Below are 15,998 nucleotides of genomic sequence, written 5' to 3' on the forward strand. Positions count from 1 at the left end.
AAAGTTTTTTAACAAAGGAATTGACGGATGAACAGCCCTAAAAATAGATTGGCTGAGACAATGCCGGTTTTGTTTGTACCTCACGGCGGCGGCCCCATGCCGCTGTTAGATGAACCGAACCATCGTGACTTGGCCTTGTTTCTCAAGGCCATTCCTTTAGATATTCCTCGTCCCAAGGCCATTTTGGTCATTACGGCCCATTGGGAAGAAGAGACTGCTACTGTTTCCCGTAGCGAAATGCCTGGGATGATTTATGACTACCATGGATTTCCTCCCGCCGCTTACCAATTTAAGTACCCTGCTGCGGGTAGTCCGGAATTAGCGGACGCTGTTGCGGAATTATTGAATGGACACGGCATCGCTTCAAAACTTGACAGCCAACGTGGTTTCGATCACGGCACATTTGTTCCATTAATGCTGATGTATCCGTTGGCGGATATTCCTGTTGTGCAGTTGTCTTTGGTCAGCAGCCTAAACCCTAACGCGCATATCGCGATAGGCAAAGCTTTGGCATCGTTACGGAAAAAGGGTGTCTTGATACTGGGTTCTGGCATGTCGTTCCATAACATGTCGGCGTTTTTTTCGGCAGACCCTACGAAATTGGGCAAAAGTGAAATGTTCGATGCTTGGTTAAGCGAAACTCTGATGAACAAAACGATGGGATTGGACGAACAAGCCATCCGCTTAAGCCAATGGGCTTCAGCGCCTGAAGCGCGTTTTTGCCACCCACGCGAGGAACATCTGTTGCCCTTGCTGGTTTGTTTTGGTGCTGGGTCGGACATTTCCACAGAGGTATCGAAGGTGTTTAGTGGCAAGTTATTCAATACGCGTATTTCGGGATATTTATGGGAATAAATATTAACGACAGATTGTTGTCGATTGACGTTGCTTCCGTAAGCCAGCAGGGCAGGGCTGGCATATCCGCAGTGTTTTAAGCGACAATAGCGGCACTTCTGTAACGAAGACGCCCTTAGCTTCTGGTCTTATCCCCTTGACACTCAAATCCCGATTGATGTCGGCTGTCCTCAGCCCGCCGATGCGCTTGCTTAAATGGCTGAGAAGCCTTGTTTTGGCGGGCGTCATTTTGTCCTTGTTGCCGGTGTTGGTGTTTAGGTGGTTGCCGCCACCGACTTCCATGTTCATGGCTTATCGGCACGGCGAAGATTTGTTCGGTAGCGGTAAATTCCATACCATTGATTACCGCTGGACGGATGCCCGCAGCATTTCGCCGAACGCTTACGCTGCCGTGGTGGCGGCGGAAGACCAGCAGTTTTTTGACCATTTTGGTTTTGATGTCAAGTCCATCCAAAGTTCGCTGGAAAATTACCAAGACGGCGGACGTTTGCGCGGGGCGAGTACGATTTCGCAACAAGTGGCGAAAAACCTGTTTTTAACGCCGTCGAAAAGTTTTCTGCGCAAAGGCGTGGAAGCTTGGTTTACTTTGTTGCTGGAGATTTTCTGGAGCAAGCAGCGGATTTTGACGGTGTACTTGAATATCGCCGAATTTGGCGACCATTTGTTTGGCGTCGAGGCGGCTAGCCAGCGCTATTTTGGCGTGCCAGCCAAAGCCTTAAGCCGTCAACAGGCTGCATTATTGGCGGCAACCTTGCCGAATCCAAAATTATTGCGGGCGGCTAAACCGTCCAGTTATGTGTTGCGTCGGCAAGCGTGGATTTTGCGGCAGATGCGAAATTTAGGCGGATTGCCCAATTAGATTGACCTGCGCATCAGTGATGCTGCGCCAACGCCCAAAGTACATGTTCCCTGACCAATTCTGAGTCATCTTCCCTTCTTGCGGTTAACGCTTCGATCACTGGCGGCGAGGTTTTGGCGTTGCCCAAGGCCACGGCGATATTGCGCAGCCAGCGTTGATAACCAATCCTCCGTATCGCCGAACCTTCGGTTTTTGCCAAAAATTCGGTTTCTGTCCATGCAAACACGGCGATGAGTTCTTGGCTGTTGAGTTGATGCCGTGGTTTAAAATCGCCTTCACCCGTCAAATGTGCGAAACGGTTCCACGGGCAGACCAGTTGGCAGTCGTCGCAGCCGTAGATGCGGTTGCCCAGCAAAGGCCGCAGTTCCACGGGTATTGCGCCGTGCAGTTCGATGGTCAGGTACGACACGCAACGCCGGGCATCCACCTGATAAGGTGCGACGATAGCTTGGGTGGGGCAAATGTCCAAACACGCCGTACAGGCGCCGCAGTGGTTGTGGTTGTTGGGCGGGTCGGCGGGCAGCGGCAAATCGGTGTAGATTTCGCCCAGAAAAAACCAGGAACCAGCTTTGCGGTTGATGAGGTTGGAATGCTTGCCTATCCAGCCGAGTCCGGCTTTTTCCGCGATGGCTTTTTCCAACACCGGCGCGCTGTCTACAAAGGCGCGGTAGCCGAAGGGGTCAATTTCCGCTTGGATTTTGTCGGCGAGTTTTTGCAGGCGGTTGCGGATCAGTTTGTGGTAGTCGCGGCCTAGGGCATAGCGCGAGATGTAAGCGGCGGCTGGGTCGTCCAACGCTTGTTGGCTGGTTGCTGCCGCTTCGGGCAGATAGTCCATACGGACTGAAATAATGCTGAGCGTGCCGGGTTGCAATAGATCGGGACGGCTGCGTTTGAGGCCGTGGCGTTGCATGTAGTCCATGTCGCCGTGGAAGCCTTTCGCCAGCCAAGTTTGCAGATGCGCTTCGGCATCGGCAAGATCAATGCCGGTGATGCCGACTTGCTGAAAGCCAAGCTCGCTGCCCCAGTGCTTGATGCGCTGGGCGAGTTCGCTAAGGGCTGGGTCGGAGTCGGCTTCGGTCATGGGTTAGAAGCGATGGGCTGACGCGGGTCAGCCCATCCTAGGGCTATTTGTTGGGGGCGGGTCTGCGTCTGGGCTTGGCGGCGCTAGTTGCCGGTTTTGCCGCTGATTTATTGGCAGGAGCTGGGCGGTTACGCGGTTGGCGCGGAGGTCTAGGCGGTTCGGCCGGCATGGGCGGTGCGACCAGGTCGGCTTCAAAACCGGCGACTTGGTCGCGTTTTATCGCCGATCCCATCAGTTTTTCCACCAATTTCAAAGCACCCACTTCGTCGTGCGAGACTAGCGACACCGCTTCGCCTTGTTCGCCTGCGCGTCCGGTGCGGCCTATGCGGTGGACATAATCGGCGGGCGAACGCGGCAATTCAAAGTTGACGACGTGCGGCAGCAAGGCAATGTCAATGCCGCGTGCGGCAACATCGGTCGCCACCAACGCGCGGATTTCTCCGGCTTTAAAGCCTGCCAGAGCGCTGGTGCGTGCGCCTTGGCTTTTGTTGCCGTGGATGGCGGCGGCTTTAATATCAACCTTGTTAAGCTTTTCGGTCAGACGGTTGGCACCGTGTTTGGTGCTGGTAAAAATTAAAATTTGTTGCCAGTCGCCGGATTTTATCAAGTGAGTCAGCAATTCGGTTTTATTGGCTTTGTTGCACAAATAGGCGGTTTGCTCGACGGTTTCGGCGGCGGTATTGCGGGGGGCGACTTCAATTTTGACCGGATTGACCAACAAGCCCGTAGTCAGTTTGCGGATGTCTTCGGAAAAGGTTGCCGAAAACAACAAGTTTTGGCGTTTTTTCGGCAGAAAACCGATGATTTTGCGGATGTCACGGATAAAGCCCATGTCCAACATGCGGTCTGCTTCGTCCAGCACCAAGGTTTCGACCTTATCCAGCTTAACGGCGTTTTGGTTGACCAAATCCAGCAAACGGCCCGGTGTAGCCACCAGTACATCGACACCGCCACGCAGGCGCATCATTTGTGGGTTGATTTTAACGCCGCCAAAAACCACTTCGGTTTTCAGGCGCGGGTGCAAATGCACGCCGTATTTGTTGACCGACTCGCCCACTTGCGCCGCCAGTTCGCGGGTTGGCGTTAAGATGAGCACACGTACAGGGCGGTTGTGGCTATGGTTGTGTTGCGATAAACGGTGCAAAAGTGGCAAGGTGAAACCAGCGGTTTTGCCGGTGCCGGTTTGGGCGGCAGCTAGCAGGTCATGGCCTTGCAGCACTGCCGGAATGGCTTGTTGTTGGATAGGCGATGGGCTGGTGTAGCCTGCGTCGGCAATGGCGCGTAATAACGGGTCGGATAACCCTAAGGAGGAAAATGGCATGTATTGGTTTCTTGGTGATGGCAGACGGTGGTGTCTTGCGGAAAAAGCTAACGGATTGAGCTAAAAAAGAAAATAAATCAGGGATATATTGTCTGTAACAGATGTTAGCCGCCAATGATACGTGGTTTTTGTGGTCACGTCAGGTAAAAACGTCAATGGCGGCGGAATTGGGATTTATTTTTTATTGGCGATTTTTTTATCGCGCAGAACTAACCATTCGTTGAATTTGGTCAATTCGGGGGCGATAAGCTTGCCGGTTTGGAAATACAAGCTGCTGCGGGCTTTAAAGTATCGGTAACGGGCTTGGCGTTGTTGCAGCTTGGCTTCGGAGAGCTGTTTTTCGGCACCGAGCAAATCAACAATGGTGACAACGCCCAGCTCGTGGCCTTTTTTCATGGCGTCGCGTGATTTTTCGCTGGCGGCAAGCTGGCGGTCGGTAGCCAAACTGCGCGAAGGCGAGGTTTGCATATCCAAATAGGCGGCGCGGGTCAGTTTTTCAAATTCGCGTAACTTTTGTTCCAGTTGGCTTTCGGCGATTTTTTTGCGGGCGGTGGCTTCATCAATTTTCGCGCCCGTGCCGCCGCCGTCATAAATCGGCACGGTGGCCTGCACACCGGCGGTGGCAATGTCGAACGGCGGCGATTGGCGGTTGTTGTAAGCCGTGTCGCTATAGGTTTCACTCAGTTGCAATTCAATGCGCGGCAAATAACCGGCCCGGTAGGCATTAATGGTTTGCCGTGCCGATTCGACCGCCATTTTTAAGGCGCGCAGTTCGGGGTTGAGTTGCCCGGCCTGTTGCGACCAGTTGTCAATGCTGCCATCCGGCGGTGGTTGGGCAATGTCCAGACGGACCGGTTGCAGACTGGTGACGGCATCGCCCGTCAGTTCGCGCAATTTTTCCAAGGCGATACGGGCATTATTGTCGTTGTCGATCAGTTGTGTGCGCAGGGTTTCGGTACGCGCCTGCAATTCGTACAAGTCGGTGACCATTGCCATTTGCCGTGCCTGCATGGCTTGGGTGCGGGCAAGCTGTTGTTCGGTGGAACGCAGCTCGGCGGCAGTAATTTCGCTTTTGTCGGCGGCTTCCAAGGCGTCGATGTAACGGTCGATCAAATCGCTAATCAGCTTTTGGTGTGCGGACAACAGGTCTTCTTCGCTTTGGGTGGTTTTTGCCTCTTGGCTTTTCATCAGCAAATAGGCTTGCAAATCGAATATCGGTTGTTGCAAGTTGATGCTGGCGCGTACACCTGGGTAGGTGGTGCTGACTTCGGGGTTAAAGATGGACGTGCCTTTGCTGTGAAAATAGTTGTAAGAATAATTGCCGCTGATACTGACTTGCGGCAAAAGCGCCGCGTAACTGCGGTCTTCTTGCGCGCGCAGGACGTCAACGGTGTATTGGCTGCTGAGTAATTCCGGTGACGATAAGACCGCACGTTCATACAAGCTGAGCAGGTCTTCACCGGCATGGGCGCTAAGGGTTAAGCCCATGCCCACGATGAGTAAACAAAGTCGGCGCATGTTCAGTCCTCAATTAAAGAGCGGGCAAAAATATTGCTGAGCGGCTGCATCAGGTATTCAAAAAAGGTGCGGTCGCCGGTGTTGATAAGCACTTCGGCTGGCATGCCTGGCAATAAGATCAAGCCGTTGTCGGACAGTTCTTTTAAGCCTTGGCTTTCGACTTCAACCCGCGCCAGATAATAGCTGATCTGGTTTTTTTCATCGGTGAGGCGGTCCGCCGACAAGGCCACTAGATGACCGTTAATTTTGGGGGTTTTCGCGCTTTTAAAGGCACTAAAGCGGATTTCAGTGCTTTGCCCGATATGCACGCGGTCAATATCCAGCGGCGAGACTTGCGCTTCAACAATCAGTTTTTCCTGCTGCGGCACGATGTCCAGCAAATGTCCGCCCGGCGGGATGACTGCGCCCAGAGTGTGGACTGTCAAGCCCAGCACCATACCCGCTTCGGGTGCTTTGATGGTGGTGCGGGTTACTGTGTCGGACAGCCACTGGGTTTTTTCGCGCAATTCCGACAATTCCGCCTGCACCTTGCTGAGTTCATCGACCACTTCGCGTTGGAATTCTTTTTCGATTTGCAGGATTTTCAAGGCGATTTCGCTGATTTGGGTTTGCGCGGTGGCAATGTTGGCGGTGAAATCGCCTTCGTCACCTTGGGCTTCGGCTAGTCGGCGTTCCAATTCGGTAACTTTTTGCTTTTCCACATAGCCTTCTTTAAGCATGGCGCGGAAATCGACCAGCTCTTTATTTAAGGAGGCGGCTAAGTTATTGCGGCTATTTTTTTGCGCGCGAATGCCTTCAATTTTGGCAGCCAGTTGGTGGCGTTGTTCTTGCAAAATGCCGATTTCACCGTTGCGTGAGTGTTGCCGTACCATGAACGATTGGTCTTGCAGGCGCATGGCCTCTTGGGCGCGCAGGTCTTCCGTGGCTTGTGTCAATAAATCGGGGTAATCGACGCGTTTTTTACCGTCGCGTTCGGCGGTCAAGCGCGCTTCACGGGCGAGGGCGGAAAATAATTGCCCGCGTAAGGTTTCCAGTTGCGCGCGTGAGGAGGTGTCTTCCAATTCCAGCAAGATTTGGCCTTTGCTGACGGTGTCACCATCGCGGACATTGATAGCTTTGACGATGCCGCCTTCTAAATGCTGGACGGTTTTGCGGTAGCCTTCCACGGTAATCGTGCCGGGGGCCAGTGCGGCGCTGCCTAGCGGGGCCAATACCGACCAGGCACCAAAAAAGCCGAAGACAACAATAATTAACAGATAGCCGAATCGGCGCACTGGGCGGTCGTCGGCATAGAGGTTGATGTCCATGGGTTCGCTGTCGGATTTGGGCGAAAATAAGCTCATTGTTAACCTCCTTGTTTGGCGGCTAGGCCTGGTTGTTGCGGACGTTGGTTCAGTTTTGCCAGCACTTCATCGCGCGGCCCGTCGAGCAGCAGGGTGCCTTCACTGAGCAGCATGATGCGGTCTACCATGCCCAAAATACCGAGCCGGTGGGTGATGACAATGATGGTGCAGCCACGGACTTTAAGCGCGACCAAGGCGCGCGCCAAAGCTTGTTCGCCCAAGTCGTCGAGGTTGGAGTTGGGTTCGTCTAGCACCACCAGTACCGGATCGCCGTATAAGGCGCGGGCAAGGCCGACGCGCTGGCGTTGCCCAGCTGACAACAAACCGCCTGTTCCGCCAATTTCGGTGTCGTAACCTTGCGGCAATTGCAAAATCATTTCATGGACACCGGCGGCTTGGGCGGCGGCTACGACTTTGTTGCTGTCCAGTTCGCCAAAGCGGGCGATGTTGTCGGCAACTGTGCCGTCGAACAACTCAATATCTTGCGGTAAGTAGCCAATGCCTGGGCCAACCAAGCTGCGGTCAAGTTGCGAGACATCCGCGCCGTCGAAGCGGATCACGCCGTTGGCGGTCGGCCAGATGCCCAGTAATGCCCGCGCTAGGGTTGACTTGCCTGAGGCGCTCGCGCCAATTAAGGCGATAAAAGTGCCTGCCGGAATGTTGAAGTTAACGCCTTTTATCACCGCTGTCCTCGATCCTGGCGGTACGATGACGGCTTGTTCGGCACTTAAGTTGCCTTTCGGCATCGGTAGCGGCATGCGTTCTGTTTCTGCGGGAAATTGGCCCAGCAAGGTATTTAAGCGGTCAAAGGCGGTGCGTGCGGATAAAAATTGCTTCCAGCTGCCGATCATCAGGTCGATAGGGGCCAGCGCACGGCCCAGCAGGATGGAGCCGCCGATCATCAGGCCGGGGCTGATTTGTTTGTCGATTGCCAGCCAAGCGCCTAAGCCTAAAATAAGCGATTGCATGGTGACGCGGTAAGTTTTTGATAAGGCGGCGATCAAACCGGCTTTTTCGCTGGCAACCGCTTGCAGCATGATGAGTTTTTGTTGTTTTTCCTGCCAGCGGGACATCAGATCCGGCAACATGCCCAAGGCGTGGACCACTTCGGCGTTGCGGAGGTTGCGGGCGGTGATGTTGGCGTTTTCAACCGAGACCTTGTTGGCTTGTTCCAAGTCGTCATGGGTGGCGCGTTCGTTCCAAATAGCCAGCAAAATCAACAAGACGGCAGAGAAAATCGCCATTGCCCCAAACGCCGGATGGAACAGGAACAGCAGGCCGACATAAACCGGCAGCCACGGCGCATCAAAAAAGGCGAACAGGCCGTTGCCGGTTAGAAATTGCCGCAGCATCAGCAAGTCGCTGAGCGGTTGGGTGCTGCTTCTGCCGCCACTCATGAGTGATTGCCGGAACAGCACTTTATATAAGCGTTCGTTCAGCAATAAATCGAAGCGGGTGCTGACGCGTATCAAAATCTGCGAGCGTACCCATTCCAACGCGCCGAGCATGGCAAACAAGACAACCGCCAAAATCGTCAACATGAGCAAGGTGGACGTGCTGTTGCTGCCCAATACCCGATCGTAGACTTGCATCATGTAGATGGATGGCAACAGCATCAGCAAGTTGATGAACAAACTAAAGATAGCCGCAGATTGGAACGAGTGGCGGCACAGGCGGATGGCTTGGGCGAGTTCTGAATCGGGTAAGCGCATGAGAAGAGGATCCTGGGTTAATAAGGTTCAATTCAGTGGTCGATGATTGAGATGATTGAACGGCTGCCGCCTATGGGTTACTGCATAGGCAGTGGGCGGCTTTCATTATAAAGCTTGGGATTGCTGGCAAATCGCTAGAGGATAGCTTAAGTGGTTAGGAAGATAAAGGTCATAGTTCACTTGGCAGGCAATTTATGATGGTTGTGTGCCTTGTCGGCTGGCGGTTACCGCCATTAGGGCGATTAGGCATGTTTATTTTTTAAACAAATCTTTTGGAAGGTAATGTAAATGCTTGTTTATTTTTATTGATGCCTTGGTGTATAAAAAGCACTTTTATCATTTGTTGACTAAAAGCATCGGCTATTTATTTCGATAATTTAGTTAATGGCGTCAAATAAAGCCCGTTTCTCTCTGAACTATCCCCGCTACCGCAAATAAGGAATACCAAGATGACCAATATTTATACCAGTGACATAGAAAACGGAGTCGGTGGCTTTGTTATTTTTGGCGCTGATTCCCGTGATGATGCAGGTTGCAGTGTGTCCATCGTTGGTGACATTAATGGCGATGGATTGATGGACGTTGTTATTGGCGCAAGGTTTGACAACGTTCCCGGCAAGATTTTTTCAGGACGCTCTTATGTGGTTTTTGGTCAAACGGGCACAACGTCGGTCGACCTATCGGATGTCATCAACGGTGTCGGTGGTTTTGTCATTAATGGCGAATACGCCTATGACTACAGCGGTGTTTGCGTTTCTGCTGCGGGGGATATGAATTCTGATGGCCTTGCGGATTTGATTGTTGGTTGCCCGTTTAATGATTCGGTGTCTCCCTATGCCGGGCGCAGTTATGTGATCTACGGCAAAACATCGACGGCAGCGATTGATCTGACCACCATCTCAAGCGGAAGCAGTGCTGGTTTTATCGTTGATGGCTTTGGCGAAGTTGGTCTCAGTGGTTTTTGTGTGTCATCGGCAGGCGATGTGAATGGCGATGGCTTTAGTGATCTGATCATTGGCGCACCGTACCGGTATGACCGCATCAGCGCCTATGTTGTCTTTGGTAAGAGCGTCAATACCAATACAAGCTTGGCTAACGCAGCAAATGGCATTGGTGGATTCCGTATTACAGGCACCGGCAACAAGGATCGTTTGGGCGATTCCCTTGCCGGTGCCGGTGATGTCAATGGTGATGGTTTGGCGGATTTGATTGTTAGTGCTTACAAATACAATAGTTTCGCAGGCCAGATTTATGTCGTTTTTGGTAAAACCAATACAACAACCGTGGATTTGAACAACGTCGTTAATGGTGTCGGCGGCTTTGCCATCAACAGTGAAGAGAGGGGTTCCCATGCAGGCCATCGGGTGGCAGCTGCCGGTGATGTCAACGGTGACGGCCTGGCGGATTTGCTGCTTAGTGCCCATTTGAAGGACAGCGCAACGACCACTAACGTCGGACGTACTTATGTGGTGTTCGGTAAAACGAATGGCGATACCGTCAATTTGACCTCCATTTCGAATGGCAGCGGCGGCGGGTTTTCCATTAACGGGCAAACCACAAACGACCAAAGCGGTTTTAGCGTTTCTTCGGCGGGCGATGTCAATGGCGATGGTTTGGCGGATATTTTGGTGGGTACGTATCAAATATTTTCACAGGTCGCCAATAATTCGTTCGGACGGGCTTATTTGGTGTATGGCAAAACCAGTAGCACCGCTGTCGAATTGTCGGCAGTCGATGCCGGTATCGGTGGCTTTGTTATCAAATCTTCGTCGTTTACTGCGCTTGGGATTTCTGTCAGTGGCGCAGGCGACATCAATGGCGATGGCTTGGGCGACTTGTTGATAGGGGCGCCATCAGCTAATGGTACTAACCGTTATGATGGTACTGGCAATGTCTATGTCATTTTTGGTAGTACAACTGGTGCGTTTGCGTCTTCCTTCGTCGATCAAATGGGCGGCAGTGGCAACGACACGTTAACCGGCACATCCGCCGCCGAAACCTTAGTGGGTGGTATGGGCAACGATACCCTTATTGGCAATGGTGGCGCGGATGTGTTGTATGGCGGGGCGGGTGATGATGTGTTTGTTCTTACGCCCAACAACCTCAACCGCTTAAGTGCGGGTATCACATCAGGCCAATATGCCCGCATCGATGGCGGGACGGGCATTGATAAAATCACTTTTTCCGGCACAGGCAATAACTTTGATTTGACTTATGTTGCCAATCAAGGCGGCGGCGCGCCCGGGTCAACTTCGCGGATTGAGTCGATTGAAATCATTGATATAACCGGTACGGGTAAAAACGGCCTTTCCCTGAGCGCCAAAGATGTTGTGGATATGGCAGGCATGAATTCTTTCAATAATGCCAATGGCTGGGTCGATGGCGCTTTTAACTTGGCGGCGGGCGGCACCTCGCCAGAACGTCGGCATCAGCTGATTATTGAAGGTAACAGCGGCGATACCCTTGCGCTTTCCGACAATAGTAATTGGATTCGTGTCGGTACGGTGTCAAAAAATGGCGTTACCTACAAGGTTTTTAATAATCAGGTTTCGGCTGCGCAGCTGATTGTCAACCTTAATGTCAATACCGCTCCGATGATGCAGGCCGTTGCCCCCATCAATTATACGGACACAGCTTTTGATGACACATTTGCCGATTTCAATGGCACATTGCTGGGTTACGATGTAGACATTCAAGCCCTAACATATGGAATCGCCGGTGGAACAGATAATGGCGATGGCACGGTAAGTTTAGCTTTTGCTTATGGCGAGCTGACGGTCAACAAGTCTTCGGGTGCTTATACCCTTGTTGTTGATGATAGCGCTGTTGAGGCTTTAACCGGCACAACGAGCTCGGCTCTTACGGTAACGGCAAGTGATGGTCAGTTTGTCTATAACCGACCGTTCACGGTCAACTTTACCCAAAGCGGGGTAACGGAATCGCTAGACGATGATACGCTGACCGGTACATCGGCGGCAGATGTCTTTAATGGCTTGGCAGGTGACGATGTGATTGATGGTTTGGCTGGCGCGGATACCATGGCAGGTGGCACGGGCAATGACACGTATATCGTCGATAATACCGGCGATATTGTCATCGAAACCTCAACGCTCAGTACTGAAATTGACACCGTCAATAGTTCTGTAACTTATACATTATCGACTAACGCAGAAAACATTAATTTATTGGGGGTCGCTAGTATCAATGCGACCGGCAATGCGCTTGCGAATGTCATGGTGGGCAACAGCGGCAACAACACCCTGCTTGCCGGCGGGGGCGCCGATATACTTTCTGGCGGCGCGGGTAATGATGTCCTTATTGGAAGCGCAGGCAATGACACGCTTACCGGCGGTTCTGGTGCCGATCTGTTCCGCTTTAACACCAGCTTAACCAATAACATAGATACGATTACTGATTTCAATGCGGTTGATGATGTTATTGAATTAAAAAATACTATTTTTACGCAACTCACAAGCTTGGGTACCTTGTCTGCCAGCCATTTCGTTGTCGGGCCGGCTGCGCTTGATAGTAATGATTACCTCATCTACAACAGCAGCACAGGTGCATTGTCTTATGATGCCGACGGCAATGGTGCAAACGCTATGGTGCAAATCGCCTTGTTATCCACGGGATTGGCAATGACTTATACCGACTTCATCGTCGCTGCATAAGTTTTATGCAAACCATCGGCGCACACTGGCAAGCCCTGCGGCAAACCGTTACCAATGCCGCCATCTGGTTAGAGCTGGCAAAGTGTTACGACCAAATGGACTTGCCGTGGCAAGCCGCTTATGCCGCAAGGCAAGCGGCGCGTTGCGATCCATCGCTACAGGCTGCGCTGGAAAACTTGCCGGTATTACGCAGCCCAACGGACAAGCACGGTGATGCGGTTTTAGGTTGGTCGGCAGTACCGGATGCACCGGCCTTGGCTGAACGTTTCAAAGCCTTATTGGAAGCGCATCCGGGCGACTGGCTGACCCGTTTGTACTTGGCGCGTCTGCAAGAGCTGCAAGGGCAAAACAACCAAAGCAGTATTGCTGAAGCACGTAGCCTAGAAATCATCCCCGGCGAAACCTTGCACTGGCTGGGCGTGTGGCGGCTTAATGCGGGCGATGCCCAAGGCGCGGTGCAAGCGTTTGCCGGATTGCTCGATTTGCAGCCACAACGCCACGGCTCCATGCTTTTTTTAGGCGAAGCTTTGCTGCGTATCGGCAATATTGCCGCCGCCGAAAAAGCCTTCACCCGCGCCTCCTTGTCCAACAATCCCAATTTCCTGCTCACCTTAGCCAACAAAGTCTACGCCTACAATTACTGGCAAGAAGCCATTGGCGTTTTGCAAAAAGCCGCCAGCATCCGCCCCGAGCATGTGCCGACTTGGCTGGCTTTGGCGAAAATCCAATCCGAAGTCTACGATTTGGCTGATTGCCGCGCCAGCTTAAACCGCGTAAGAGCCTTGCAACCCAATAATATGGAATTGGCCTTGCTGGATGCGGGCTTACAAGGCCGTATGGGCGATGCCCGTGGACATCTGCAAACCTTACAGACGGCTTACCAAAATGGTGGCGACCCCTTATCGCGCCTTGCCTCCAGCGTGGCGATGACCGCGCTTTACCACGACCAACTCCCGCCCGCCGAAGTTGCCGAATTGCACCGCCAACTGTGCGCACCGATTGTCGCCGCCATGCAAAGCAATGCCCGGCAAAAAAACGCGTTCAGCAACGACCGCAGCCCAAACCGCCGCTTGCGTATCGGCTACCTGACCGGCGACTTGCACCGCCAGCATCCGGTCAACTTATTCATGTTGCCGGTATTGTTGCGCCACGACCATCAGCGTTTTGACATCGGCATCTACCACACCGGCACGATGCACGACGACTACACCCGCCAAGCCAAAACCGCCAGTGACCGCTGGCTGGAAGCGGCAGGCATGGACGACCAAGCCCTGCAACAAGCTATCAGCAACGATGGCGTGGATATTCTGGTGGATTTGGCAGGCCACACCGCCACCCACCGTTTGGGCGTTTTGGCCTTGCGCGCCGCGCCGGTACAAGCCAGCTTTTTGGGCTACCCGCATTCCACCGGCTTGCCCAGCATCGACTGGCTGATCGGCGATGCCACCGTCAGCCCAGCCGAACACGCCCATTTGTTCAGCGAAGGCATTGCCCAGCTGCCAGGCAGCGTGTTCTGTTGGGCATCGGTCGACCATTACCCCTTGCCGCCCGCCCGCCCCGCCGATGCGCCCGTGGTGTTCGGCTCGTTCAACAACGCCATGAAGCTGACCCCCAAAACTATCCGGCTGTGGGCGCAAGTCTTGCTTGCCGTGCCGTATGCCCAGTTATTGCTAAAAGCGCCCTCGTTAAAAGACCCGGAAGTCCAACAACGCTTCGCCAACTTGTTCGCCGAACACGGCATTGCCCGCGAGCGGCTGTACTTCCGTGGCCCCTGCGGTTTGGCGGACATGATGCAAGAATACGGCGACATGGACATCGCCCTCGATCCCACGCCCTACAACGGCGGCACCACCACCTTGCAAGCCTTATGGATGGGCGTTCCGGTCATCAGCCTTATGGGCGGCAATTTTGTCAGCCGCATGGGCGCGAGCTTCCTGCTCAACCTAGGCCAAACCGACTGGTTGGCGGCTGATGAAGCCGATTACATCGCCAAAGCCGCCCAGTTGGCGCAAAACCTTAACCATTGGCGACAACAACGCGGCGCACTGCGGGCGCAAATGATGGCGTCGCCGTTATCCGACATCGGTACTTACACCGAAAACATGCAGGTTTTGTATCAGCGCATGTGGATGGCGTTTGTAACAGGCGACACCACACGCTTGCTGCCAGCAACCCACTAGCCACGATTAATTTTTTCGGCGTCCAAAACCTGTTTTGGACGCCAATTCGTAGGGTAGGCATCGCATACCTTTTAAATCCTTTCCGTTGCACTTGTTATTAAAAAGGTACGCAATGCGTACCCTACGTAATATCTATGGGTCATGAAATCAAAACTTGCCTATTTTTTATTATGGACTAAGGGTGTCGTTTGTTAGCCAAGCCAGTCAGGATCGGTATAGGTAGGCTATTGGTTTAATGGTATGGGCTTTATTCAGCATTGATAGGATGGATTTTGCATTGCCTCAGTGAAAATAGCAGTTTACAATCGAAATAATTAACTGACTGATTCACTAAGGAAAACAATGGATAATGCCAGCCCCAACCCTACTCCGTCCGCGCCGCCACTGGAAATCACCACCTCACGGCAATTGCTGGCTTGGTTGGCAGAACAAAAACTCTCCCTCGCTTTCACCACCTACCAAATCGGCAAATTGTTTTTTTTAGGGTTGTCGTCCAAAGGCGAATTGTCGGTATTCGAACGCAGCTTTAACCGCTGCATGGGCTTATGTACAACCGACAACGGTTTGTGGATGAGCAGCCTCTACCAAGTCTGGCGGTTTGAAAACCTGTTTTCAGAAGGCCAAACGCAAGACAGTTTCGACCGCTTGTACTTGCCGCAAGTCGGCTACACCACGGGCGATTTGGACATCCACGACATTGCCGTTGATGCCGATGGCAAATTGGTGTTCGTCAACACCTTGTTTGGCTGCCTTGCCACATTAAGCGATACCCACAGCTTTAAACCCCTCTGGCAACCGCCGTTTCTGAGCAAACTCGCCGCCGAAGACCGCTGCCACCTCAACGGCCTTGCCATGAAAGACGGTCGGCCTGCCTACGTTACTGCCGTCAGCCAATCCGACGTCGCCGACGGTTGGCGCGACCACCGCCAGCACGGTGGCATCGTCATCGATGTCAACAGCAACGACATCATCGCCAATGGCCTATCCATGCCGCACTCGCCGCGTTGGTATCAAGGCAAACTTTGGTTGCTCAATTCTGGCACGGGCGATTTTGGCTATATCGACCCTGACACCGGGCATTTCCAAACCGTCGCCTTCTGCCCAGGCTACATGCGCGGCTTAAGCTTCCACGGTGACTTCGCCCTCATCGGCATCAGTAAACCCCGCGACAACAAAACGTTTACGGGTTTGGCGCTGGACGACAACTTGAAAAAACGCCAAGCCGAACCGCGCTGCGGCATTCAAGTGGTGGATTTACGTTCGGGCGACATCGTCCATTGGCTGCGCATTGAAGGCATGGTGGACGAACTTTACGACGTTGTCGCCCTGCCAGGCATCAGAAGGCCGATGGCTTTGGGCTTTAAGACGGATGAGATTCGGAGGGTGCTGAGTATTGAGGAATGATTAAAGACGAAAGACCGCTAAGAATAAATGCTATACCGATAGATGTAGGACTTA

10 protein-coding genes are annotated in these 15,998 nt (G+C 53.0%); 5 read left to right on the forward strand and 5 right to left on the reverse strand.

The features are described 5' to 3' along the window. Nucleotides 1–27: 27 nt before the first annotated feature. Together ACYQ1O_RS10205 and mtgA are read left to right on the forward strand one after the other, a co-directional pair. Nucleotides 28–855 carry a DODA-type extradiol aromatic ring-opening family dioxygenase gene (locus tag ACYQ1O_RS10205; RefSeq protein WP_459991578.1) on the forward strand — a complete coding sequence of 276 codons (828 nt, stop codon included), beginning with the start codon at nucleotides 28–30 and terminating at the stop codon, nucleotides 853–855. 136 nt (nucleotides 856–991) lie between these two features. Further along, nucleotides 992–1,714 carry a monofunctional biosynthetic peptidoglycan transglycosylase gene (gene mtgA, locus ACYQ1O_RS10210; RefSeq protein WP_459991579.1) on the forward strand — a complete coding sequence of 241 codons (723 nt, stop codon included), beginning with the start codon at nucleotides 992–994 and terminating at the stop codon, nucleotides 1,712–1,714. Nucleotides 1,715–1,727: 13 nt separating this feature from the next. On the opposite strand, the gene queG is transcribed toward mtgA, so the two are convergent. From queG to ACYQ1O_RS10235, 5 genes are all read right to left on the reverse strand, one after another. Then, a complete protein-coding gene (queG, locus tag ACYQ1O_RS10215) occupies nucleotides 1,728–2,795 on the reverse strand; it encodes a tRNA epoxyqueuosine(34) reductase QueG (RefSeq protein WP_459991580.1) in 1,068 nt (355 codons plus the stop codon). Nucleotides 2,796–2,838: 43 nt separating this feature from the next. Beyond that, complete coding sequence (locus ACYQ1O_RS10220; protein ID WP_459991581.1) at nucleotides 2,839–4,116, reverse strand: DEAD/DEAH box helicase; 1,278 nt, start codon at nucleotides 4,114–4,116, stop codon at nucleotides 2,839–2,841. A 174-nt stretch (nucleotides 4,117–4,290) separates the two neighbouring features. After that, entirely contained in the window at nucleotides 4,291–5,634 is a 1,344-nt protein-coding gene (locus tag ACYQ1O_RS10225; RefSeq protein WP_459991582.1) for a TolC family outer membrane protein, read from the reverse strand. Nucleotides 5,635–5,636: 2 nt separating this feature from the next. Beyond that, nucleotides 5,637–6,977, reverse strand: a complete 1,341-nt coding sequence (locus tag ACYQ1O_RS10230; RefSeq protein WP_459991583.1) for an HlyD family type I secretion periplasmic adaptor subunit — start codon at nucleotides 6,975–6,977, stop codon at nucleotides 5,637–5,639. Nucleotides 6,978–6,979: 2 nt separating this feature from the next. After that, the gene (locus ACYQ1O_RS10235) at nucleotides 6,980–8,689 is read right to left on the reverse strand and encodes a type I secretion system permease/ATPase (RefSeq protein ID WP_459991584.1); all 1,710 of its coding nucleotides are present in this window, start codon (nucleotides 8,687–8,689) and stop codon (nucleotides 6,980–6,982) included. A 449-nt stretch (nucleotides 8,690–9,138) separates the two neighbouring features. On the opposite strand from ACYQ1O_RS10235, the gene ACYQ1O_RS10240 reads away from it, so the two are divergent. The 3 genes from ACYQ1O_RS10240 to ACYQ1O_RS10250 all read left to right on the forward strand — a co-directional run bounded on the left by ACYQ1O_RS10240 (nucleotide 9,139) and on the right by ACYQ1O_RS10250 (nucleotide 15,944). Then, complete coding sequence (locus ACYQ1O_RS10240) at nucleotides 9,139–12,360, forward strand: beta strand repeat-containing protein (protein ID WP_459991585.1); 3,222 nt, start codon at nucleotides 9,139–9,141, stop codon at nucleotides 12,358–12,360. A 5-nt stretch (nucleotides 12,361–12,365) separates the two neighbouring features. After that, a complete protein-coding gene (locus ACYQ1O_RS10245) occupies nucleotides 12,366–14,540 on the forward strand; it encodes an O-linked N-acetylglucosamine transferase, SPINDLY family protein (RefSeq protein ID WP_459991586.1) in 2,175 nt (724 codons plus the stop codon). A 342-nt stretch (nucleotides 14,541–14,882) separates the two neighbouring features. Then, a complete protein-coding gene (locus ACYQ1O_RS10250; RefSeq protein ID WP_459991587.1) occupies nucleotides 14,883–15,944 on the forward strand; it encodes a TIGR03032 family protein in 1,062 nt (353 codons plus the stop codon). The last annotated feature ends 54 nt before the right edge of the window (nucleotides 15,945–15,998 follow it).

The organism is Methylosoma difficile (assembly GCF_054657615.1).

Coding starts and splice junctions, on each gene's coding strand:
- ACYQ1O_RS10205 (WP_459991578.1), top strand. CDS start 28: ATGAACAGCCCTAAAAATAGATTGGCTGAGACAATGCCGGTTTTGTTT.
- queG (WP_459991580.1), bottom strand. CDS start 2,795: ATGACCGAAGCCGACTCCGACCCAGCCCTTAGCGAACTCGCCCAGCGC.
- ACYQ1O_RS10220 (WP_459991581.1), bottom strand. CDS start 4,116: ATGCCATTTTCCTCCTTAGGGTTATCCGACCCGTTATTACGCGCCATT.
- ACYQ1O_RS10225 (WP_459991582.1), bottom strand. CDS start 5,634: ATGCGCCGACTTTGTTTACTCATCGTGGGCATGGGCTTAACCCTTAGC.
- ACYQ1O_RS10230 (WP_459991583.1), bottom strand. CDS start 6,977: ATGAGCTTATTTTCGCCCAAATCCGACAGCGAACCCATGGACATCAAC.
- ACYQ1O_RS10235 (WP_459991584.1), bottom strand. CDS start 8,689: ATGCGCTTACCCGATTCAGAACTCGCCCAAGCCATCCGCCTGTGCCGC.
- ACYQ1O_RS10240 (WP_459991585.1), top strand. CDS start 9,139: ATGACCAATATTTATACCAGTGACATAGAAAACGGAGTCGGTGGCTTT.
- ACYQ1O_RS10245 (WP_459991586.1), top strand. CDS start 12,366: ATGCAAACCATCGGCGCACACTGGCAAGCCCTGCGGCAAACCGTTACC.
- ACYQ1O_RS10250 (WP_459991587.1), top strand. CDS start 14,883: ATGGATAATGCCAGCCCCAACCCTACTCCGTCCGCGCCGCCACTGGAA.